Here is a 22,834-nt window from a genome sequence, read left to right on the forward strand (position 1 = left end):
GCGCCCGCGGCGCGCGCCGGGGCCCTGGCGGACGCCGGGGGCTGGCCCGCGTACCGCACGGACGCGGGGCGGCCGGCGCTGACCGGCAACGACCCGATGCTGCTGGGCGGGGAGGGCGGCGCGTACTACAGCAGCCACACCCCGGACCTGTTCACCCGGACCATGGCGGCCCTCGGGGCGGGCTGGACCTCGCGCGGCCGCAACGTACAGAGCCTGGACAACCCGGTGACGGACGCCGTCTTCTCGGTCGGCGCCCGACTGCGGCCCGACGGCACGGTCGCGCGGGCCGAGGTCCCGCCGCTGGTCACGGTCCGCCCGCCGGGTCCGGAACCCGCGTACGGGGCCTCGCCCTTCGCCAACCAGGAGCTGTTGCTGGGCGCACGGGTCTACGAGGATCCGCGGTCCCCCGGGGTCTGCCGGACGGGCACGGAGGCCTTCCTGTGGGCCCCGGAGTACAACGCGACGGCCCGCCTCGCGGACGGCCCGCCCTTCCGCCTGAACGCCAACCCGCCGCGCAACAGGGCCGCTCTGCAGCCCCTGGGCGTCTCGCACGGCCCGGCCTCGCGGCTGCTCTTCGACGCGCCCGCCCCGGCGCACCGGCAGCTGTCGTGCCTGGACCGCCCCCGCCTGGAGGCGGCGGTCGCGGCCCTGCGCGCCTCGGCGGCGGTGTCGGTCCGGGTCGACTCCTCGGGGATGCGCGCGGTGCTCCCCCCGGGCAGCACGGGCACGGCGGTCCTCTCGGCCCCGGCGATCGCGGGCTGGACCTGCAACGGCCGCCCGGCGAGCAGCCGCCTGGGCCTGGTCGCGATCCCCCTGGACGGCCACACCACCGTCATCACGTGCACCTTCCGCCCCCCTGGCCTCACTGCGGGCCTGGCGGTCGCGGCCGCGTCACTCCTGGCGCTCGCGGCCTTCCTCCGGGCGACCCGCCCTTCCCCCGCGCGACGGACGGCGGAACCCGCGGAGCGCAAGCGCCCCTTCCCGGGCCCCTGACCGCGACGGGCCGCGGCGTCAGCGCACCTGACCCAGCCATTGGAGGGTCCGCCGGACCTCCGCCGAGAACGGGTGCGCCGGGCCGTGCAGGCGGTCCGCGTCGAAGAGGAGCCGGGCCAGGGTGTCGTGGGCCGCGCCGCGGTCTCCCAGGGCGAGCAGCAGGTGCGCTATGCGGCGGCGGACCTCCAGGGGCAGGCCCGGGTCCGGGTTCGCGTAGTGGTTCTCGAAGAGCGGCAGCAGGGCCCGGTACTCGGCCAGGGCGGCCGCCGGTTCGCCGAGCTGCTCCAGGCACTGGGCCGCGTCGTAGCGGAAGCGCAGGGACTGCGGGTCGCCGGCCGGGTACTCCTCCGCCAGGCGGCGCAGCTCGGGCAGGGCGCGGCGGTACTGGCCGTCGTCCATCAGCGTGGCCGCGTACTGCTTGCGCAGGGAGCGGACCACCGGCGAGTGCGCGCCGTGCTGCTCGGCCGCCGCCGGGAGGATGCCGCCGAGGATGTCCACGGCCTGGGTGAGCATGCCCTGGTCGAGAAGCTTCTTGGCCTCCTCCACGGCCGCCGGGACGTCCGGCCGCGGCGGCGGGGGCGGGGTGGCCGGCCGGGGCGGGATCACGGTGGCGCGGTCGGGCCAGGGAGCCTGCGGGCGCAGGAAGGGCCGGGTCGGGTCGAGCGGGCCGGTCGGGGCGCCCGAGCCGTGGTGGGGCAGCAGCGGTGCGAGGGCCGCGTACACCGCCTGAGCGGAAGCCGGCCGGTCCTGCGGGTCCTTGGCCAGCAGCTGCAGGAGTACCGCTTCCAGCTGCTGCGGGACCTCGGGGCGCAACTGGCGCACCGGGAGCGGGGGTTCGTACAGGTGGCGGTGGAGCACCCCGAGCGCGGTGGATCCGGCGAAGGGGACGTTGCCGGAGAGCAGCTCGTAGAGGACCACGCCGAGCGCGTAGAGGTCGGTGTGCGGGCCGACGGCCCCGCCCATGGCCTGCTCCGGCGCCATGTACGCGGGGCTGCCGATCGGCGAACCGGTGCTGGTGAGACGGGTGGTGTCGGTGTCCATCACCGAGGCGACGCCGAGGTCCAGGACCAGGACGGTCCCGTCGGGACGGACCATGACGTTGCGCGGCTTCAGGTCCCGGTGCACGATCGGCACCGCGTGCACGGCCGAGAGCACCGAGCACAGCTGCGCGATGACGGAGACCGCCCACGGCCACGGGTACGGGTCGTGCTCCGCGAGGTGGTCGGCGAGGTCGGCGCCCTCGACGTACTGCATGACGAGGTACAGCTCGTCGCCGTCACTGCCCGCGTCGTGCACGGTGACCAGCCCGGGGTGGTCGACCTGCGCCGTGACCCGGCATTCGCGCACGAAGCGGCGGCGCAGCTCCTCGGCCACGGAGCCGGGGCCGGCCACCTTGTCGGGGCGCAGCAGTTTGACCGCGACGCGGCGGTCCAGGCGCCGGTCGTAGGCCGTCCAGACCTGGCCCATGCCGCCCTGGCCCAGGATGGTGGCGAGCTGGTAGCGGTCGCCGATGAGCCGGTCCGTCACGGGCGGGGGCCCTCGTTGTGCGGCGGCTGCTGCTTGCGCAGGAGTTCGCTGAGTTCGTCGAGTTCGGCGCGGACCTGCCCGATGCGCGGGGGCGGCGTCGGGGCGGGCGCGGGCTCGGGGGCCTGGCGGGGGTCGGTCTGCCGGGGCTGGTGCGGAGGCTGCTGGGGCTGGTGGGGCTGCGGCTGCTGCTGCGGGGCGGGCTGGGCCACCGGCGGGTATCCGTAGGCGGGCCCGGCCGGCTGCTGGGGCGGTACGTAGGGGGAGGCGGGCGGCGGGTACCAGCCGGCCGCGGCGGGCCCGGCCTTGAGCGCCTCGAAGTGCCGGATCTCGGCGACCAGGTAGTACACGCACACCACGAGGCCGTTCAGGAGCGTGCCGAAGGCCCCCGTGTTGCCCTGCCAGCCGCTGGCGTCGGCGGTCGGGTCCGCGCCGATCAGCCCCAGCGACACGACCTCGGCCACGACCGAGGCCCCGAGCAGCCACCAGTCCCGCGGTTTGCGGGTCACCAGCGCGAGCCGCAGCATCGTCCCCCAGGCGAGAAAACCGCAGCTCAGGATCGGCAGCAGCGCGAACAGCACGCGCAGTGCCACCACGCCCCCGGAGCTGGGCTGGTGACCGTGGGGCGGCGGGGTGCCGGGGCCGTGCATCGCTGCTCCTGACGGGCCGTGCGGAGGATGTGCTGAGGTGTCGGGTCTGAGGGTATACAGCGTTCCCGGCCGGGAGTGAGGGGATGCGCTCAACCGTTGCACGGTCGCAGCCCGGCCGGGCTCCGCAGGCTCATTCCGGCCGGACCGTACCGTCCGACAGCCCGTCGTACAGCCCCTGGACGAGCTGCTCCCCGAGCCGGGCGGCCAGCCTCAGGGCGTCCTCGAACTCGGCGAGCGCCCGGAACCGGGCCCCGTAGACCTCCTGCTCGGCCCGTGGCAGCCGGGGCAGTTCGAGGCGGCGCACGTCGAGCCGGGTCGTGGTGGAGGCGTGGCTGCTGGCGCGCCGGTTGTTGGCGGTGGCGCGCAGGAATCCGGCCAGGAACCACGGGTCCATCGCGTCCGGGTCGGGCCGCAGCAGCTGCAGGCCCCGGCCGAGCGCCGCCCCGGCGGTGGCCGCGTCGACCACGCGGGCCACGCCCGCGCCTCCGGTGAGCGGGACGACCACGTCGCCGGGTGCGGTGAGCAGCGGTGTCTCCGTGGCGGCGGCCAGACTGCCGGAGGGTCCGGTGCCGGCGCTCACGTCGTACTCGGTCAGGACGGGGGCCCGGCCCGCGCCGCTGCCGGTGCCGGTGTACAGGAGCAGGGCTCCGGCGCGGGCGAGTTCGCCGACGGTGGTCATCGGCAGCCGGGCCGGCGACGTGGCGGGCCGGTCCGGGGAGGCGGCGGGCGGGGCGGGCGGGGTGAGCCGGGCCGCGCGGGTCAGCGTCGAGTCCAGCCGGTCGCGTACGGCGGTCAGCTCGGCCACGCCGCCGCCCGCGGCGGCCGGCGGCAGGTGGCGGGCCGGGGTCAGGTCCACATCGTCGTCGAGCAGGTCCACGACGGGCACCGCGCGGCGCACGCCCGGGACGTCCGGGGCCGAGCCGCCGCGCTCGTACGCCGTCCAGGCCTCCTCCACCGCGCCGTGCACGGCGGCCCAGCCGGCCCTTCCCTGCCCCTCGGCGGCGAGTGCGGCGGTGTCCACGAGGAGCAGCCCGGAGGGGGGCGCCGCGTGCGGGGCGGGCCTGCGCAGCACCCACAGGTGCAGCGGGATCCCGTACGGGGGCGCGACGCCGGCCGGGAGGGCGACGACGGCCCGCAGCGCGCCCCGGCGCAGCAGGTCGGCCCGGATGCGGCGGCCGGAGCGGCGGGCGGCGGCGGCGGGCGGCATGAGCAGGACGGCGGTGCCGCCCTCGCGCAGGTGGGCCAGGGCGTGCTGGACCCAGGCGAGTTCGGATTCGGCGCGGGCCGGCAGCCCGTACTCCCAGCGCGGGTCGTAGGCCAGCTCCTCGTGGCCCCAGTTGCGTTCGTTGAACGGCGGGTGGCAGAGCACGGCGTCGACCGGTTCGGCGGCGTCGCGCGCGAAGGCGTCGGCGCGCAGGCTGTCGGCGGCGGCCGCGCGGACCGGCGCGTCCGACTGCAGGGCGAGGCGCAGGGCGGCGAGGGAGGCGAGCTCGGGCGAACTGTCCTGCGCGTAGCGGGTGGTGGCCCCGGTGACGGCCCGCAGCAGGGTGCCGGTGCCGCAGGCGGGGTCCAGGACGGTCCGGACCGCGGGCCCGGCGAGGGCGGCCATGAGGGTGGCGAGCCCGGCCGGAGTGAGCGTGTACTGGCGGGGGTTGGCTTCGAGGTGGCGGCCGAGCAGGAACTCGAAGGCCCCCTTGGTGCCGAGTTCGGCGGCGAGCTCGGCGGCGGCCCGCAGGAAGGGAACGGAGGCGGGCCGCAGGGGCTCGGCGGCGCCGAGCGGGTGCGCGGGCCCGAACCGCAGGGCGAGCACCCGGTCGAGGGCGGGCGCCAGCACGGTGGCCATCCGCGCGTCGGAGACGGCCGAGGCCTCCAGCCACTCCATGGGCCGGTCCCGTACGAGCAGCAGCGCGCTCCCGGCTTCGACGAGCGCGGCGACGGAGCCGCCGGGGTGGGCGGCGACGTACTGCCAGACGCGTTCGCGCAGCGGGACTTCGGCGAGCTTGCCCTGGGCCCGGAGCCAGCCGGTGACCTCGGCCAGCGCGAAGGAGGGGCTGGTCTCGGTGCCGCCGACGGGGCGGGGGAAGTCGGTGTGGCGGCGGCGCCAGTTGCTCACGGCGGCGCGGCCGACTCCCGCGAGGCGGGCGATGTCGGCGGCGGTGACTTCGGGGGTGGCGGGCTGGGTGGCGGCCTGGGGGGTGACGTCGGCTTCGGTGGCGTGGGGGGTGGTCGTGGGGGTGAGGGCGTCGGGAGTGGGGGCGTCAGGGGCGGGGGCGTCAGGGGCGGCTGGGGCGGCTGGGGCCTCGGTGGGGGGATTCTGCTCCGGCATGTGCGCGAGCATACAGCTGCAAAGAGGAAAGACCCGTTCACAGTGTGAATTTAACAATCTCCCAGAAACTCGTTGACTCGGTTCACAGGCTCTGCTGTGATGATCACACCGAACAGGCCGTCAGATCAGGCAGGAGCCACACATGTCCCACACCACGCGCACCAGTTGGATCGCCCGCACCGCTCGGAACAAGGCCCTGACGGGCCTCGGTGCGGCCGTCGCCCTCGTGACGCTCAGCGCGTGCAGCGGCACCGACACCACGACCGACAAGGGCGCCGACGCGTCCGCCTCGAAGCCGGCGAAGTCGAGCAGCGCCCCCGCCGCCGACGCGGGCAAGGCGAAGTCGGCCATCAAGGGCAGCGGCACCTTCCAGGTCGGCTCCGACGTCCAGCCGGGCCTCTACCGCTCGACGGGCAACAAGGCCGACGACAACTGCTACTGGGAGCGCGCCAAGGACTCCAAGGGCGAGGCCGATTCGATCATCGACAACGACAACGCCGTCGGTTCCACGTACGTGGCGATCGCCGCCACCGACAAGATCTTCAAGACCGAGGGCTGCAAGGGCTGGGAGCTCGTGGACCCGAAGGCCACGGGCACCCCGAAGGCCGAGATCTCCGGCAAGGCCGGCATGCTCAAGGTCGGCGTGGACATCGCCCCGGGCACCTACAAGTCCGCCGGCTCCACCGAGGACGGCAGCGGCTGCTACTGGGAGCGCACCAAGGACGCGTCCGGCAGCATCGAAACGATCATCGCCAACGAGAACCCCGAGGGGCAGGCCGTCGTGACGATCGCCGCCGGGGACGGCTTCTTCAAGACCGCCGACTGCCAGGACTGGAAGAAGGGCTGATCACAGGCCTGATGGAGAAGTAGGGGGTGGTCCGGGGCCCACGCAGGGCGACCCAGGACCTGATGACAGGGGGGTGGTCCGGGGCCCGGCCGAAACGGCGGCCCAGGACCCGATCCAGGGGGTGGATCAGCGCAGCCGCTCCGGCGGGCGGGTGGGGTTGCCCCCGGTCGGCAGGCGCTCCCCGGGACAGCCGGCCAGGACGCGCTTCATCGCGTCGCGCTCACCGGCCGTGACCCACAGACCGTACTTCCGCTTGACCGCGACCTGCGTCGCGACGTAGCTGCAGCGGTACCCGCGGTCGGGCGGGAGCCAGGTGGCCGCGTCACCGTCCCCCTTCCTGCGGTTGGCCGCGGCGTCGACCGCGAGGAGATTCAGCGGATCGTTGGCGAAGGCGATCCGCTTGCCCTTGTCCCAGCGCCCGGCCCCTTTCTGCCAGGCGTCGGAGAGGGCCACGACGTGGTCGATGTCCACGCCGGTCCGGCCCCGTTCGTGCGTGATGCGGGCACCGGTGTAGGGGTCCTCCTCCAGCACCCCGCTCACCACCTTGCAGCCGTCCTTGAAGGTGGTCCGGGCAAGGTCCCGCTTGAGGATGTCCTCGCGGGTCCCGCAGCCGCTGCCGTCGGTGTCCAGCCAGCCCTTGCCGAACTGCTCGCGCGCGTAACCCGTCTTCGGCGCCCGCCCCTTGACCGCGAGCCCGTCCACCGAGGCCAGGGCCACCGGCCCGTTCGCCGCCCCGCGGGCGTTCGCACCCGCACCGGCGCCGGGCCCGGGGAGCACCGCACAGGCGGAGAGCGCGACGGCCGGGGCGAGCAGGAGGGCGGGAAGCAGCAGGTGGGGACGCATAGGACAAGATCATAAACTCCATACCCATACGGGACGTTCCGACCCTCCAGCGGGCGAATCACCACAAACGCGCGTAGCGTCGCCCGAGAGATTACGGAAGGAGCCCAGGCATGGGGATCTTTGACAGGTTCAAGGACCAGGCCAAGGACCAGGCCAAGGACATCTCCGACAACGCCGAGTCCGAGGTGAACGAAAAGACCGGCGGCGGCAAGTACGCCGGCAAGGTCGACCGGGCCCAGCAGCAGATGGAAGACAGGCTCGGCATCGACGACGACCCGATGAAGTAACCCCCGGCGAAGCATCCCCGCGGAAACGCGAACGGCCGCGGCCGGGGACCGGGAAGGTCCCCGCCGCGGCCGTCGCCGCGCCCGGTGCGGACATCAGCACACGCCTACACACCTACGCACCTACGCACCTACGCACCTACGAGCCGAGGATCGTGGCGAGGAACTCCCCGGTCCAGCCCAGCAGTTCCCGTCCGACCAGCGGCTTCCCGCCCACCCGGGCCGTCTTCGGCCGCGGCACCAGCACCTGTGAGGCGGCCGGCTTGATCACCGAACCCGGGTAGAGCCGCTTCAGCCGCAGCTCCTGCGACTCGCGCAACTCCACCGGCCCGAAGCGGATGTTGGGGCCCTGGAGGGTGATGTCGCCGACCCCGCAGGCGCGGGAGAGCATCCGCAGTCCGGCCACCAGCAGCAGGTTCTCCACCGGCTCCGGCAGCTTGCCGTAGCGGTCGGTGAGCTCCTCGCGGACCGCCTTGACGTCCTCCTCGGAGTTGGCCGACGCGATGGACCGGTACGCCTGGAGGCGCAGCCGCTCGCCCGGCGCGTAGTCGTGCGGGACGTGCGCGTCGACCGGCAGCTCGATCTTGACCTCCAGCGGCGGCTCTTCCTCCACCCCGCCGTCGACGGCCGCCCGGTAGTCGGCCACGGCCTCGCCGACCATCCGGATGTAGAGGTCGAAGCCGACGCCCGCGATGTGGCCGGACTGCTCGCCGCCGAGCAGGTTGCCCGCGCCGCGGATCTCCAGGTCCTTCATCGCCACGTACATGCCGGCGCCCATCTCGGTGTGCTGGGCGATCGTCGCGAGCCGCTCGTGCGCGGTCTCGGTCAGCGGCTTCTCCGGCGGGTAGAGGAAGTACGCGTACCCGCGCTCGCGGCCACGGCCCACGCGGCCGCGCAGCTGGTGGAGCTGGGAGAGGCCGAAGTTGTCGCCGCGCTCCACGATGAGGGTGTTCGCGTTGGAGATGTCGATGCCGGACTCGACGATCGTCGTGGAGACGAGGACGTCGAACTTCTTCTCCCAGAAGTCCACCACGACCTGTTCCAGGGCCTGTTCGGACATCTGGCCGTGCGCCGTCGCGATGCGCGCCTCGGGCACGATCTCGCGGAGCTTGGCGGCCGCCCGGTCGATGGACTCGACCCGGTTGTGGATGTAGAAGCACTGGCCCTCGCGGAGCAGCTCGCGGCGGATCGCGGCGCCGATCTGCTTCTCCTCGTAGGGGCCGACGAAGGTCAGGACCGGGTGGCGCTCCTCGGGCGGGGTGGTGATCGTGGACATCTCGCGGATGCCGGTCACCGCCATCTCCAGGGTGCGCGGGATGGGGGTCGCGGACATCGTCAGCACGTCGACGTTGGCGCGCAGCTTCTTGAGCTGCTCCTTGTGCTCGACGCCGAATCGCTGCTCCTCGTCGACGATGACCAGGCCCAGGTCCTTGAACTTGGTCTCCTGCGAGAACAGCCGGTGCGTGCCGATGACGATGTCGACGGAGCCCTCGCGCAGGCCCTCCAGCGTCGCCTTGGACTCCGTGTCGCTCTGGAAGCGGGACAGCGCCTTCACCTTGACCGGGAACTGCGCGTACCGCTCGGAGAAGGTTCCGAAGTGCTGCTGCACGAGCAGCGTGGTCGGGACGAGGACGGCGACCTGCTTGCCGTCCTGGACGGCCTTGAAGGCGGCGCGGACCGCGATCTCGGTCTTTCCGTAGCCGACGTCACCGCAGATCAGGCGGTCCATGGGGACCGACTTCTCCATGTCCTCCTTGACCTCGGCGATGGTGGTGAGCTGGTCGGGGGTCTCCGCGTACGGGAAGGCGTCCTCCAGCTCGCGCTGCCAGGGGGTGTCGGGGCCGAAGGTGTGGCCGGGGGCCGCCATGCGGGCGCTGTAGAGCTTGATCAGGTCGGCGGCGATCTCCTTGACCGCCTTCTTCGCGCGCGCCTTGGTCTTGGTCCAGTCGGCGCCGCCGAGCCGGTGCAGGGTCGGGGCTTCGCCGCCGACGTACTTGGTGACCTGCTCCAGCTGGTCGGTGGGGATGTAGAGGCGGTCCCCGGGCTGGCCGCGCTTGGCCGGCGCGTACTCGACGAGCAGGTACTCGCGGGTCGCGCCCTGCACGGTGCGCTGGACCATCTCGATGTAGCGGCCGACGCCGTGCTGCTCGTGGACGATGTAGTCGCCGACCTCCAGGGTGAGGGGGTCGATCGTCTTGCGGCGCCGGGTGGGCATCCGGCCGAGGTCCTTGGTGGCGGTGCGCTGCCCCGTCAGGTCGGTCTCGGTGAGGACGGCGAGCTTGAGGGCCGGGTCGACGAAACCGTTGTCGAGGGAGCCGCACGAGACGTGGACCAGCGAGGGCTCCAGGACGGTGACGTCGGCCTCCAGGCGGGCCGCGATGCCCTCGCCGCCGAGCACCTCGACGGTACGGGCGGCCGGGCCGTGCCCCTCGGTGAGGTAGACGGTGCGCCAGCCGTCGGCGATCCAGGCCTTGGTGTCGGTGAGCGCGCGGGCGGTGTCACCGCGGTAGGCCTCGGGGGCGTGCATGCCGAGCTTGAGGGTGTCCGAACCGGTCAGCGCCGCCTCGTCGGCGGCGAACGGCGACACCGACCACCACATCATGCCGAGCTCGCGCGCGTGCTCCCGTACGTCGGCGATCCCGCGGAGCGAGGCCGCGCCCACGTCGATGGGTGCCTCGCCGCCGCCGGCGGTGGCGGCCCAGGAAGCCATCAGGAACTCCTGCGAGGTCGCCACCAGGTCCGAGGCCCGCGTCCGCACCCGCTCCGGATCGCACACGACCGCCATCGAACCGGCCGGCAGTACGTCGATCAGCAATTCCATGTCGTCGACCAGGACCGGGGCCAGGGACTCCATGCCCTCGACGGCGATCCCTTCGGCGATCTTGTCCAGCAGTTCCCCGAGCTCGGGGTGGAGCTCGGCGAGGGCCGCGGCGCGCTCGCGCACCTGGTCGGTGAGGAGCAGCTCCCGGCAGGGCGGGGCCCACAGGCCGTGCTCGGCGATCTCCAGGGAGCGCTGGTCGGCGACCTTGAAGTAACGGATCTCCTCCACTTCGTCGCCCCAGAACTCCACCCGCAGCGGGTGTTCCTCGGTGGGCGGGAACACGTCGAGGATGCCGCCGCGCACCGCGAACTCGCCGCGCTTCTCGACGAGCTCCACGCGGGCGTACGCGGCGGCGGCGAGGGCCTGCGTCACCGCGCCGAGGTCCACGCTCTCGCCCTGGCGCAGGCTCACCGGGACCAGGTCCCCGAGCCCCTTGACCTGCGGCTGGAGCACGGACCGGATCGGCGCGACGACCACGGAGACCGGGCCCGCGGCGGGGTCGTCCTTGCTCGGGTGCGCGAGGCGGCGCAAAACGGCGATCCGGCGGCCGACGGTGTCGCTGCGCGGGCTCAGCCGTTCGTGCGGGAGCGTCTCCCAGGAGGGGTACTCGGCGACCTCGTCGGGGGGAAGCATCGAGCGCAGCGCGGCGGCCAGGTCCTCCGCCTCCCGCCCGGTGGCGGTCACCGCGAGCACCGTGCGCCCGGTGCGGGCTGCCAGCGCGGCGATGGCGAAGGGCCGCGCGGCGGCCGGGCCGACGAGGTCCACGTGCATGCGGTTGCCGTCCCCGGCCGCGGTGAGCGCCTCTGCGAGGGCGGGGTCCCGGGTGACGGCGTCGAGCAGTCCGTGCAGGCTCATGAAAGCGGCTTTCCGTCCGGTGAGGTGCGGCGAGTTCCCGCGGGTCGGCAACGCGAAGGACCCGACACGTCGAACGGGCCGGGGGTTCCCACCCTACGACGCGGGTCCGACAGCCGCGCGTGGGATCCGGGGCGGGAAAGCTCGTGCCGACCGACTACGGCTCGCCGCGCGGCCTGGTCGAGAGCGCCGACGACGTCGACGAGCTCCCGGGCGGGTTCGCCGAGGCCTTCGGTGCCGACGCATGAGCATTCCCCTCGGGACCCCAGGCCCAGACGGAGGGACTCCCCCTCATCGCCCGGGACCCGCACATCCCGCCCTACGACGTGCCCGTCGTGTGCGTGTGAACGACCGCGGCCCCGCCCCACCCGAACGGGTGGGGCGGGGCCGCGGCGTTCCCCCGTACGACCGCCCGGCGACTACTCGCTGGCGATCGCGTTCAGGACGTTCATCCGGCCCGCCCGGAAGGCCGGGACCAGCGCGGCCAGCAGGCCGACCAGGGCGGAACCGGCGAACACGCCGAGGATGGTGGGCCACGGGATCTCGAGGATCTTCATGCCCTCCAGTGCGAGGAGCTGGTGGGCGGTGGCGCCCCAGCCCATGCCCAGGCCGAGGCCGAGCAGGGCGCCGAAGAGGGCGATGACCACCGACTCCAGGCGGATCATGCGGCGCAGCTGGCGGCGGGAGAGGCCGATGGCGCGCATCAGGCCGATCTCGCGGGTCCGCTCGACCACCGAGAGGGCCAGGGTGTTCACCACGCCCAGGACCGCGACGATGATCGCGAGGGCGAGGAGGGCGTAGACCACGTTCAGGAGCTGGCCGACCTGGTCCTTGAGTGCCTGCTTGTAGTCCGTCTGGTTGAGCACCTGGTACTGCGGGTACTCGGCCAGCGCCGACTTGACCGCCGCGTAGGCGGCGTCGTCCTGGCCGTCCTTCGCGGTGGCCAGCACCATGAAGGGCCTGGGCATCTTGTCGGCCGGCAGGTTCGCCTCGGCGACGGCGGTGCTGATGTACTTCATGCCCTTGTCGAGGTTGCCCTCGTCGCTCGTGATCGCCGCGACCTTGAGCTTGGCGGTCTTGCCACCGGTGAAGGCGACCGTCAGCTCGTCACCGAGCTTGACCTGGTGCGCGGTGGCGTATTCGGAGCCCACCGACATCGAGCCCGGCTGGTACGCGGCCGCGTGCTCGCCCGCGGTCGTCTTGCGACGGACGTCCTGGGCGTAGGTGGGGTCCTGGACCCCCAGGCCGTCGGACTCGGTGGTGCCGTCCGGGGCGGTGATCTTGGCGTCGACCTCACGGTAGGCGGTGACGTGTGCCAGGCCCTGGGTCCTGCGCAGCGCCTCCTCGGCCTGCGGTACGACCGGCTGCCCGGTCTGGGACTGGACGATGAAGTCCGCCCCGACCGACTTGTCGAGCTCGTCGGTGGCCGAGGCCACCATCGAGGAGCCGACCACCGACAGGCAGGCGACCAGCGCGAGGCCGATCATCAGCGCGGCGGCGGTGGCGCCGGTGCGGCGCGGGTTGCGCAGCGCGTTGCGCTCGGCGAGGCGGCCTATGGAACCGAAGGGCCGCAGCACCGGCGCGGACAGCGCCCGGACCACGACGCCCGCGAGGAGCGGGCCGATCACGATGAACCCGATGAGGGTGAACAGCACGCCCAGACCCAGCCACTGCGCTCCGGTGCCGGCGGCGTCGGCGGTACCAGCGAGGTACAGGGCCGCGCCGCCGATGCCGGTGAGGCCCAGGCCCAGGGCCGCACGGATCCGGCCGGCCTTCTTGTCGCCGGGGGTGCCGGACTCGCGCAGGGCGGCCATCGGGGAGACCTTGCCGGCCCGGCGGGCCGGTATGAAGGCGGAGACGACGGTGACGACGACGCCGAGGACGATGCCGATGACCGGCGTGGTCCAGGCGATGGTCAGGTCCTCGGTGGACAGGCTCATGCCGAGCTGGCTCATGAGCTGCATCAGGCCGACGGCCAGGCCGATGCCGGCGGCGACGCCGAGGATCGAGCCGACCACACCGAGCAGCAGGGCCTCGATGACCACCGACTTGAGGACCTGGCCGCTGTCGGCGCCGATGGCCCGCATCAGGCCGATCTCACGGGTGCGCTGGGCGACCAGCATCGAGAAGGTGTTGAAGATCAGGAAGATCCCGACGAGGAAGGCGATCGCGGCGAAGCCGAGCATCACCCACTTCATGATGTCGAGGAAGTCCATGTTCTTGCGGTTGGCGTCCGCGGCTTCCTTGGCGGTCTGCAGCGTGTAGGTGTCGGCTCCGACGACGGAGGCGACGCTCTGCTTGAGCTCGGCGTCGCTCACCCCGTCCTCGGCGGTGACGTTGAGGTGCGTGAAGAGGTCCGGGGCGCCGAGCAGCTTCTGCTGCGCGGTGGCGGTGTCGAAGTAGACGACGGTCGCGCCGGGGTTGGTCACCGTGAAGGCGGCGATACCGGTGATCTTGGAGCGGATGTCGCCGGTGACGGCGATGGTGCGGATGTCGTCACCGAGCCCCAGGTGGTGCTTCTTCGCGGTGTCGCTGTCGATCATCACATCGGTGGGGCCGCGCGGTGCCTGCCCCTCGATGATCTTCATCGACCTCAGTTCGTTCTCGGTCCAGTTGCCCGCGAAGGTCGGGGCTCCGGTGGACGAGCCGAGGTTCTCGTTCTTGGAGTTGACGACGGTGACCGCCATCGAGGACACGCCGCCCTCGACGGACCTCACGCCCTCGGCCTTCTTCACCTGCGCCACGACCGAGGCGGCCAGCGCCTGCGGCTTGCCGGTGTCCGGGGTCTCCCCGCTGTTCTCGGCCTCCTTCGGGGTGACCGTGACATTGGAGTTGGTGACCGCGAACAGCTTGTCGAAGGTGGTGTTCATGGTGTCCGTGAACACCAGCGTCCCGCAGACGAAGGCGACGGAGAGCAGGACGGCCACGGCGGAGAGCGCCATCCGTCCCTTGTGCGCGAAGAAGTTGCGCCGTGCGGTCTTCATGACGGTCATGACGTCCGCCCACGGGCGTCGAAGTCCTTCATGCGGTCCAGGACCTGGTCGGCGGTGGGCGTGTGCATCTCGTCCACGATCCGGCCGTCGGCGAGGAAGATGACGCGGTCCGCGTAGGAGGCGGCGACCGGGTCGTGGGTGACCATGACGATGGTCTGGCCCAGCTCGTTCACCGAACGGCGCAGGAAGCCGAGGACCTCCGCTCCCGCCCGGGAGTCGAGGTTTCCGGTGGGCTCGTCGCCGAAGATGATCTGGGGCCGGGACGCCAGCGCGCGGGCGACCGCCACGCGCTGCTGCTGGCCGCCGGAGAGCTCGGTCGGACGGTGCTTGAGGCGGCCGGCCAGACCCACCGTCTCCACGACCCGGTTCAGCCACTGGGCGTCGGGCTTACGGCCGGCGATGTCCATGGGGAGCGTGATGTTCTCCAGGGCGTTGAGCGTCGGCAGCAAATTGAAGGCCTGGAAGATGAAACCGATCCGGTCGCGGCGCAGCTGCGTGAGCTTCTTGTCCTTCAGACCGGTGATCTCGGTGTCGTCCAGGAAGATCTGGCCGCTCGTGACCGTGTCCAGACCCGCCAGGCAATGCATCAGCGTGGACTTGCCGGAGCCCGAGGGCCCCATGATCGCGGTGAACTGGCCGCGCTGGATGTCCACGTCCACCGCGTCCAGGGCGACGACCCGCGTCTCGCCGGAGCCGTAGGCCTTGACGACCTTCCGCGCCCGCGCCGCGACGGCCTCATGCCCTCCAGTACCCCCGTGCCTGGTTTCGGTCATAGCCGTTGTCACGGTGTGTCCCCTCGTTCTGATGCGTTCTGATGCGTGGCCCGAAGCACGTGATGCGCTTCATCCGAAGTCTGCTGGCCGGGGGTGCCGCGGCGCGCTGGTGCCAATCGCCGTATCCATGGGGGTGCTAGCCCTACCCCCCGGACTCCCGCCCTGTAGAAACCAGTTAAGAAGCCGCGCGGTCCTTCCTCCTCCTCCCCCGGGACGAACCGTCCCTGGATCCTTGTGAGGACCAACCCCTAGGGGATCTCGCCCGTTGGGACGAGGCGCCTCAGGGGATACCACCCCGCAATCCCGCAGTGAGATGGTGTCCGCGCAGGTACGCACGGGGGGAAGGGTTGTTCATGGGCTCAGGGGAGAGCACGGGCGCGAGTACCGACGACAGCGCCGGAGGCATACCCGGGGGCGGCCCCGCCGGATCCGGAGGGAAGTCCTCCGCCACGACGGGTACGGGTGCGCAGCCGGCCTCACCGCCCGCACGGCCCCGGACCGCCGTCGTCGCCGCCCTGATGCTCACCATGGGCCTCGTCGCCCTCGACAGCGCCGTCGTCGCCACCGCCGTCCCGCAGATCGTCGGCGACCTCGGCGGCTTCGCCGTCTTCTCCTGGATCTTCTCGGGCTACATCCTGGCCGCGACGGTCACCCTGCCCGTCTACGGCAAGCTCTCCGACACCTACGGCCGCAAGCCCGTCCTGCTCCTCGGCATCACCCTCTTCCTGCTCGGCTCCCTGCTGTGCGCGGCCGCCTGGAACATGGCCGCCCTCATCGCCTTCCGGATCCTCCAGGGCCTGGGCGGCGGCGCACTGCAGGGCACCGTCCAGACCCTGGCCGCCGACCTCTACCCGCTCAAGGACCGGCCGCGCATCCAGGCCCGGATGTCCACGGTCTGGGCCACCGCGGCACTGACCGGCCCCGCGCTCGGCGGGCTGATCGCCACGTACACCGACTGGCGCTGGATCTTCCTGATCAACCTGCCGCTGGCCGCCGCCGCCCTGTGGATCATCAGCCGCCACCTGGTCGAGCCCACCCGGCCCCCCGGCCGCACCGGCCCCGTCGACTGGGCGGGAGCCCTGGCCGTCTTCGCCTGCGGGGGGCTGCTGCTCTTCGCGCTGGTCCAGGGCGGGGTCGCCTGGCCCTGGCTGTCGGCGCCCTCGCTGGGACTGTTCGCAGCCGCCGCCGCGCTGGGCGTGCTCGTCGTCTGGATCGAACGCCGGGCCGAGCAGCCCATCCTGCCCGGCTGGGTGTGGCGCCGGCGGACCATCGCCGCCGTCAACCTGGCCATGGCCGGGCTCGGCCTGCTGATGGTCGCCCCGATGGTGTTCATGCCGACGTACGCCCAGTCCGTACTCGGCCTCGGCCCCACCGGCGCCGGGCTGGTCACCTCCGCGATGACCCTGAGCTGGCCGATCAGCGCCGCCTGCGCCCAGCACGTCTACCGGCGCATCGGCTTCCGCAACACCGCCGCGACCGGGGTCGGGCTGGCCGCCCTCATCCTCGGCTCCTTCACCCTGCTCCCCTACCCCGCCCCGGTCTGGCAGCCCGTACTGATCATGCTGCTGCTCGGCGCGGCCCTCGGCCTCTTCCAGCTCCCGCTGATCGTCGGGGTCCAGTCCACGGTGGGCTGGGCGGAGCGCGGAACCACGACGGCCTCCGTACTGTTCTGCCGCAACGTCGGGCAGAGCGTCGGAGCGGCGCTGCTGGGAGCCGTGGCCAACGCGACCATCGCCGGCCGCCTGGAGCAGGCCCCGGTGCCCGGGCTCCCCGCGACCTTGGACGACGTGTCCACGGCCCTGACCCACCCCGACCTCCTCCCCCCGGAGGCCGGCGAGTACCTGCGCCGGGCCGTGGCCGCCGCCGGCGACCACATCTTCCTCGGCGCGACCCTGGCGGCGGTCGCGTCGGCGCTGGTCCTGCTCCTGGTCGCGCCGCGGCGGTTCCCGCTGCTGCCGGAACAGCGGGAGGGCTGAGCGCGCGCCACGGAGACGTGGGCGACTTGTCATGCTCGGGCTGAGACGGTAACCCTCTTCGGAGACGCCGCACTCCGGGGGACCACACATGACGTCAGCACTCTCCGCACTCGCCTTACTCGCCGCCCTGGCGGGCCCGATCGCCCTGCGCCTCATGCGCCGCCCCGGTTTCGTCACCGGCCGCGACGGGCGCCTCTCCACCTCGACCACCCTCGCCCTGGCCTGGACGGTGATCCTGGTCTGGCTGCTCCTGGCGATCCTCGGCTACGGACTCACCGCGGGCGGCGGCATCGACTGGTTCCAGGGCCCCGACGGCCCCCTGTCCTCGCTGACGACCGTCTACCTCCCGCTGCTCGGGGGCCCGTACGCCGCCCTGATCGCGGCGAAGGCGGTGGTCGGCACCCGGGTGGAGCGCGGCTCCCTGGCCAAACCGGCGCCGAAGGGCACGGAGCGGCGCCCGATCCACGACCTGATCGCGAACGACAGCGGGCGGACCGACCTGGTCGACCTGCAGTACGTCGCCCTGAGCGCGGTCACGATGCTGTACGTGGTGGCGTTCTTCCTGACCGACGTGGGCGGCGGGCTGCCGAAGCTGCCGGCGGAGATGTGGGCGCTGACCGGAGCACCGGCCGGGGCCTACCTCCTGAACAAGCTGGCCGTGCGGGGGAATCCGGTGATCACGCGGTTGTCCGTGACGGAGGGCCTCCTCACCGTCGAGGGCGGCGGCTTCGGGGACAACCCCCGGGTCGAAGTGGACGCCACGGCCCTCCCGACCACGGTCACCCCGAGCGGAGCCCTGACGGCCCCGCTCCCCCCGGACGCGCCGCCCGCCTTCACCGTGACGGTCACCACCCACGGCCTCCGCAGCGACCCGTCCCCCTACACCCCGCCAACGGATCCGCCGCGCGACGCGAAGCCCCCTACCCCCCCTTCGACCGCTCCCAAGGCTCTCCCCCGACCCGGCCCTCACGCCGGACGGCCGAAGAGCCCGGACACCACCGGGGCTGAAGGCCCGAACACCGGCGAGGCCTGAAAAGAAGACTCCGCCCGGGCCAGAACAGGCCCTGGGCCGGGGACGGGGCGGGCGGACCTCGGCAGCTCGCGGCCGGGCCGTCAGCCCTCCGCCGGAGCGCGCCCCGTCAGGGCGGCCAGGCTGGAGCGGACGTGGTTCATGTGGGCCCGCATCTCTTCCTGGGACTCCCCGTGCTCCCGCAGGATCCGCTCCGTCTCCCGCCCGACCCGCTCCTCCCGGACCCTGGCCTCCGCGATCAGCTCCGCCGCCTTCGCCTCCGCGTCCTCCTGCCCGTGCCGGGCCGTCTCCTGAGCCTGCGCGAAGGCCCGCCTCGCCTCCGCCAACCGGGACTCCGCGTACCGCTCCAGCTCAGCGTGCCGGGACTCCAGCTCCGCCTCGCGCGCCGCCAGCTCCCGCTCCGCCGCGTCCCAGCGCTCCGCCTGTTCCTGTTCGCGCTCCGCGAGCAGCGCATCCGCCCGGCGGGCCGTGTCCGCCAGCGCCGCCTGCGCCTCCGCCCGCCACGCCGCCGCGTCGTCCCGCGCCTCGGTCCGCGCGGCGTCCGCCTCGCGGCTCGCCCGCAGCAGCAACTGCCGGGCCCGGACCTCGGTCTGCTCGCGCACCGCCGCCGCGTCACCCCGCGCCAGCTCCGCCACCCGGTCGGCGTGCGCCTCGGCGGCGCCCGCCGCCGCCAGCGCGTCCGCCCGCGCGTCACCCCGTACGGTCTCCGCCTCCTCCTCCGCCAGCAGCAGGATCCGGCGGGCGCGCTCGCCGAGGTCCTCGTACGTCTGCGGGGCCAGTCCGGAGACCTCCACGCGCAGCCGCTCCGCCTCCGCCTCCATCTGCCGTGCCAGCACGGTCAGGCGGGCCACCCGCTCCCAGGCCTCGTCCCGGCTCCCCGACAGCCGGGCGAGGTACCGGTCCACCTCTTCCGCCCGGTAGCCACGGCCACGCACGGTCGTAAAGGGTGCACTCATCCTGGAAGCGCCTCTCTCGCGGGGGTTCCTGCCAAGGATGCGTCATTTGCTCCCAGAAGCCCGAATGGCCGGGCCGAGACCCCGTTCGAGGGTCACGACCCGGCCATTCGGATCAGCGGCGATCCACCGAGGATCCCCGGACGATGCGCCCGGGATCAGCGGAAACCGGTCAGAGGAGCCCGTCCCACATCTGCTCCAGCAGCACCGACCACCAGTTCTCCGGCGACGCCAGCGCCGCACTGTCCAGCCCCGCCAGATTCGCCTGGAAATCGACGGTCCAGCGGCCCGCCTGCTCCGGCGTCAGATGCTGGCGCAGCCGCCACATGTGACCCAGCATCGCCAGCGACCGGACGAACTGCGGCAGCGAGGAGTTGACGAACTGCGGGGGCACGGGCGCCCCGCCCGGACCGCTCTCCACCGGCACCGCCACGATGTGCGCGGTCCCGTACTGCACGCACAGCGCCTTGCCGAAGTCGCTGCCCACCACCAGGTACGAGCCCGCGTCCGAGGCCGGCTGCACCTGCCGCTGCGCCGCCAGCTCGGCCAGCGTCGGCAGCGGGGCACCCGGTACGGCCTGGGCCCAGAAGAACGGCCCGAAGTCCACGGGCAGACCCGACCACATCAACGTCTGCGCCACGATCTCCGGCACACCCTGCCGGGACACCGCACGCTGCTCGAAGCGGAACACGCCCTGCGGCCCGAACGCCCCCGCCAGCTCCTGCGCGATCGCGTCGAGCGGGATCGCCGGCTGCAACGGCACCTGCGGCAGCGGTGCGCGCACCGGCGCGGGGCGCGCCGGCCCGTCCGCCACCTGGTGCAGTTCGCCCTGATGGGTCAGCAGGTGCCGCATGCCCTGCTGCCGGCCCGCGTGGTCCGTCCCGTACGGGGCCACGCTCGTGATCCGGACCTGCGGCCAGGTCTCCCGGATCATGCGCGCGCAGTAGCCGCCGGGCAGCTCGCACGAGGCCAGCTCGGTGTGCAGCTCCAGCACCTGCTGCGGAGGCACGTTCATGGCCCGCAGTTCGTACAGGATCTGCCACTCCGGATGCGGGGTGCCGGGCGCCGAACGGCGGATGAGCTGCTGCTCGGAACCGTCGGGAGCCCGGTAGCGCAGCACGGCCTGATAGCCGGGGCCGACCGTGGGCACCCCGTGAGCGGGGGCCTGCGGTGCGGGCCCCTGACCCTGCGGCGCGTGTACGGGTGACTGCGGCGCGGGACCGGGAGGCGCGGGCGGCTGCCCCGCACCCGGGGCCCCGGGGGGACCGGGCGGGCCGGGCTGCTGCGGACCACCGGGACCGGCCAGCATCGTCGCGGCATAGGCGTCCCCGCGCCCGCCCGACGACCCGGGAGCCCCCGGCGGACCGGGAGGCGCGGGCGGCTGCCCGGTCACGGCCGGACCCGCCAGCATCGTCGCGGCTTGGTCCAGCCCACCACCGGGAACACCCGGAGCTCCGGGCGGACCGGGCGGACCGGGCGGACCGGGCGGACCGGGCTGCTGCGGACCACCGGGACCCGCCAGCATCGTCGCGGCGTACGAAGGCGACTCGGCGCCGCCGCCCGGCGCACCCGGTGCCCCGGGCGGACCCGGCGGAGTCACGGACGCGGGCGCCCCGGGCCGGTTGACCCGGGCCTTGCTCGTCGGCGCGTCGGCGATGCCGCCACCGGAACCGGACCCCTGTCCCTGCCCCTGCCCCTGCCCCTGCCCCTGCCCCGACCGGGAGGACTCCGGGTCCAGCGCGGGCACGACGGCGGTCTTCGGCAGCTCACTGCCCCTGGGCATCAGGGTCGTGCGCGCCTCCGGGCCCGGCCCCGGGGACGCCGGGGCGTCGTCCAGGTCCGTCCCGGACAGCGGCGGCGCGAACACCGTCGCCGGCAGCGGTACGGACACGGAGTCCGCACCGGGGTTCACGTCGGTACCGGCCCAGGGCGTGGCCCCGGTCGGGACCGCGGCGGGCACCCCGTCGTTGGCGGTCGGCTCGTAGGGGACCTCGCCCCCGCGCCGCAAAGGCACCGGCACCGGCTCCGAAGAGCCCGCGCCGGAATCACCCGGAGCCGCCTGCCCGACCGGGACCGAAGGAGCCACCGGCGCCCCCGGAGCCGCGGGCGTCACCGGAGCCGCCGCTGCCGGCGCAATCCCCGCCCGGTCCGCCGCCTCCTGCAGCCACTCCGGCGGACTCAGCATGAACGAGGTCTGTTCCGAGTCGATGCGCGGCACCGGCACCGAAGCCTCGGCCTGCGCGGCCGACGCCCCGTACTCCTCCTCGTAGCGGCGGATCACCTCACCCACCGGCAGACCGGGCCAGAGCGTCACCTCCCCGCTGTCCCGCGCGATGACGAGCCGCTGCCGGCCGCCCCCGGACACCGGGCCCGCCGGACGGTCCTCCGCCCACACCACGAAACCGAGTCCGAACTCCCGTACGCGCACCTCACGGTGCTGGTACGCGGGCACGTCCCCGTTGATCCACTCCTCGGCGCGCTCCTGCGCCTGCGCAAACGTCACCATCGCGCCGTCACCCCTCCACCGGTGCCGCTGCCGGCCCGGCACCCGGAACCGAACGCTCCACCGAACCCGCTCCCGAACCCGGACCCGTCACGGGAACCGAGCGCGCGAATCCGCCGTCCACCATCAGACCGGCCACCGTTTCCAGTTCCGGCGGATTGCCCGCCAGCCGTTCCAGGAAGGCGTCGAAATCCGCACCGCACGGCAGCAGCAACCGCTCCACGCGTTCCTGTACCGACCAGCCGTCCTGGTCGCGCGCATCGTCGTACGGGGAGAACCAGACCGAACCCACGGCCTCCCCGCGCACCTTCACCGCGAGCAGCCCGCCCTGCACGAAGGCCACGCACAGATAGTCCTTCGTCAGGTGGTCCCGCAGACACTTGTTGACGTAGACGAGGTCGTTGACCGCCGCCTCCTCGCGCACCGTGAAGAACGGCTGGTCCACCAGCAGGCCCAGCTCCACGTCGAGTCCCGTGCCCACCGGCGCGCAACCGCCCGCCGCCTTCAGGAAGGAGCGGTACGCCTCCGGAAGCCGGTAGCCGAGGTCCTCCTCGACACCCTGGACCTGCTGCTCGGACACCGAGACCACCGTCTTGGGCAGCCCCAGGTGCACCGGGCGCACCTCCTGCAACGGCCGCGTCCCGCGCTTGCCGTGGTCCACCGCCGCCGTCGCCAGACCGGCATGGTGCCTCAGCAGCGACTTCACCTCGACGGGGACCAGCTCCATCCGGCGCGTACCGGACACGTGGTGCCAGGTCCAGCCGTGCGGGGTCGACACCGGGCCGACCGTGTCCCACAGTTCGTGGCCGGTCGCCCGCATGGCCGCGTTCGCGGACACGCAGTCCGTCAGGCGCAGCTCGTCCACCCCGAACCCCTCCGGGGGCTCGGCGATCTCGACGGCCGCACGGGCGTACAGCGCGAAGTCGGGGTGTCCGTTCGCGTCGATGCGGACTCCGTGGGGATGGCGCGCGGCCCGGACGGGGTCCGGGAAATGCACGACCTGCCCCGAATAAGCGGCGTTGGGTGGCGCGGCCTCATGCCCGAGCCGACCTGTCGTCATGGCGGTAGCCCCCTGCTGGATCTGGCTGGTTCACCACAGCCTATGTGCTCCGGCAAGGGCGTCACCCGCCCGCACGAGGGGACCCCACGGGACGGCCGGGAAGATCCGAATTGATACGAATATTCGACCCCGCTTCCACATGCCACGGGACATTTGACAGGCTGTCCCCACAGCACGGGGGCGTGCGCGACAGCGGTCAGCACCGCGGCCACGGGAGGGAAAGCGCAACCATGCAGAACACGGCAACACGTACAGAAGCGGCCGACGCCCACTCAGGGGGCGCGGGAACCCAGGGATCCGCGGGCCCCACGGGCGCCCGCGGACCTGCGGACCCCGCCGGCCCCACGGGAACCAGCGGCCCGGCGGCCGCTTCGGTACGGGTTGCCGTGTGCTGCCTGGTTGCGCT

At 73.3% G+C, this 22,834-nt stretch carries 14 protein-coding genes and 1 pseudogene; 5 read left to right on the forward strand and 10 right to left on the reverse strand.

The window, feature by feature from the left end; translation table 11 throughout:
- A pseudogene (locus ABZY57_RS25605) lies at nucleotides 1-993 on the forward strand (hypothetical protein); the annotation flags it as partial.
- A gap of 18 nt (nucleotides 994-1,011) precedes the next feature.
- Here ABZY57_RS25605 and ABZY57_RS25610 read toward each other — a convergent pair.
- From ABZY57_RS25610 to ABZY57_RS25620, 3 genes are all read right to left on the reverse strand, one after another.
- Nucleotides 1,012-2,520, reverse strand: coding sequence for a serine/threonine-protein kinase (locus ABZY57_RS25610; protein WP_356515676.1), 1,509 nt, complete (start codon nucleotides 2,518-2,520; stop codon nucleotides 1,012-1,014).
- Nucleotides 2,517-3,167: a hypothetical protein gene (locus ABZY57_RS25615; RefSeq protein ID WP_356515678.1), complete on the reverse strand. Its 651-nt coding sequence runs from the start codon at nucleotides 3,165-3,167 to the stop codon at nucleotides 2,517-2,519. The genes ABZY57_RS25610 and ABZY57_RS25615 overlap by 4 nt, the downstream gene beginning before the upstream one ends.
- 130 nt (nucleotides 3,168-3,297) lie before the next feature.
- Complete coding sequence (locus ABZY57_RS25620) at nucleotides 3,298-5,493, reverse strand: N-6 DNA methylase (protein WP_356515680.1); 2,196 nt, start codon at nucleotides 5,491-5,493, stop codon at nucleotides 3,298-3,300.
- A 142-nt stretch (nucleotides 5,494-5,635) separates the two neighbouring features.
- Between ABZY57_RS25620 and ABZY57_RS25625 the strand changes: the two genes are divergently transcribed.
- Nucleotides 5,636-6,340, forward strand: coding sequence for a hypothetical protein (locus tag ABZY57_RS25625; RefSeq protein ID WP_356515682.1), 705 nt, complete (start codon nucleotides 5,636-5,638; stop codon nucleotides 6,338-6,340).
- Nucleotides 6,341-6,466: 126 nt separating this feature from the next.
- Here ABZY57_RS25625 and ABZY57_RS25630 read toward each other — a convergent pair whose 3' ends face one another.
- Nucleotides 6,467-7,183 (reverse strand): HNH endonuclease family protein, encoded by a 717-nt coding sequence (locus ABZY57_RS25630; protein WP_356515684.1) that lies wholly within the window; start codon nucleotides 7,181-7,183, stop codon nucleotides 6,467-6,469.
- Nucleotides 7,184-7,293: 110 nt separating this feature from the next.
- Here ABZY57_RS25630 and ABZY57_RS25635 point away from each other — a divergent pair, with 110 nt between their 5' ends.
- Complete coding sequence (locus ABZY57_RS25635; RefSeq protein ID WP_356515686.1) at nucleotides 7,294-7,470, forward strand: Rv0909 family putative TA system antitoxin; 177 nt, start codon at nucleotides 7,294-7,296, stop codon at nucleotides 7,468-7,470.
- A 136-nt stretch (nucleotides 7,471-7,606) separates the two neighbouring features.
- Here the strand turns inward: ABZY57_RS25635 and mfd are convergent, their stop codons facing one another.
- From mfd to ABZY57_RS25650, 3 genes are all read right to left on the reverse strand, one after another.
- The gene (gene mfd / locus ABZY57_RS25640) at nucleotides 7,607-11,143 is read right to left on the reverse strand and encodes a transcription-repair coupling factor (RefSeq protein ID WP_356515688.1); all 3,537 of its coding nucleotides are present in this window, start codon (nucleotides 11,141-11,143) and stop codon (nucleotides 7,607-7,609) included.
- Nucleotides 11,144-11,559: 416 nt separating this feature from the next.
- Entirely contained in the window at nucleotides 11,560-14,133 is a 2,574-nt protein-coding gene (locus ABZY57_RS25645; protein ID WP_356515690.1) for an FtsX-like permease family protein, read from the reverse strand.
- Nucleotides 14,130-14,918 carry an ABC transporter ATP-binding protein gene (locus tag ABZY57_RS25650; protein WP_356515691.1) on the reverse strand — a complete coding sequence of 263 codons (789 nt, stop codon included), beginning with the start codon at nucleotides 14,916-14,918 and terminating at the stop codon, nucleotides 14,130-14,132. The genes ABZY57_RS25645 and ABZY57_RS25650 overlap by 4 nt, the downstream gene beginning before the upstream one ends.
- A gap of 341 nt (nucleotides 14,919-15,259) precedes the next feature.
- On the opposite strand from ABZY57_RS25650, the gene ABZY57_RS25655 reads away from it, so the two are divergent.
- Nucleotides 15,260-16,882, forward strand: a complete 1,623-nt coding sequence (locus ABZY57_RS25655) for an MFS transporter (RefSeq protein ID WP_356515693.1) — start codon at nucleotides 15,260-15,262, stop codon at nucleotides 16,880-16,882.
- Nucleotides 16,883-16,970: 88 nt separating this feature from the next.
- A complete protein-coding gene (locus ABZY57_RS25660) occupies nucleotides 16,971-17,915 on the forward strand; it encodes a hypothetical protein (RefSeq protein ID WP_356515695.1) in 945 nt (314 codons plus the stop codon).
- A gap of 80 nt (nucleotides 17,916-17,995) precedes the next feature.
- On the opposite strand, the gene ABZY57_RS25665 is transcribed toward ABZY57_RS25660, so the two are convergent.
- The 3 genes from ABZY57_RS25665 to ABZY57_RS25675 all read right to left on the reverse strand — a co-directional run bounded on the left by ABZY57_RS25665 (nucleotide 17,996) and on the right by ABZY57_RS25675 (nucleotide 22,428).
- Nucleotides 17,996-18,868, reverse strand: coding sequence for a DivIVA domain-containing protein (locus ABZY57_RS25665; protein WP_356515697.1), 873 nt, complete (start codon nucleotides 18,866-18,868; stop codon nucleotides 17,996-17,998).
- A gap of 169 nt (nucleotides 18,869-19,037) precedes the next feature.
- The gene (locus tag ABZY57_RS25670) at nucleotides 19,038-21,371 is read right to left on the reverse strand and encodes an SUKH-4 family immunity protein (RefSeq protein WP_356515699.1); all 2,334 of its coding nucleotides are present in this window, start codon (nucleotides 21,369-21,371) and stop codon (nucleotides 19,038-19,040) included.
- A 7-nt stretch (nucleotides 21,372-21,378) separates the two neighbouring features.
- Complete coding sequence (locus ABZY57_RS25675; protein ID WP_356515701.1) at nucleotides 21,379-22,428, reverse strand: SMI1/KNR4 family protein; 1,050 nt, start codon at nucleotides 22,426-22,428, stop codon at nucleotides 21,379-21,381.
- Nucleotides 22,429-22,834 lie beyond the last annotated feature (406 nt).

It is taken from the genome of Streptomyces sp. NPDC006450 (genome assembly GCF_040612195.1).
Classification (GTDB): Bacteria; Actinomycetota; Actinomycetes; order Streptomycetales; family Streptomycetaceae; genus Streptomyces.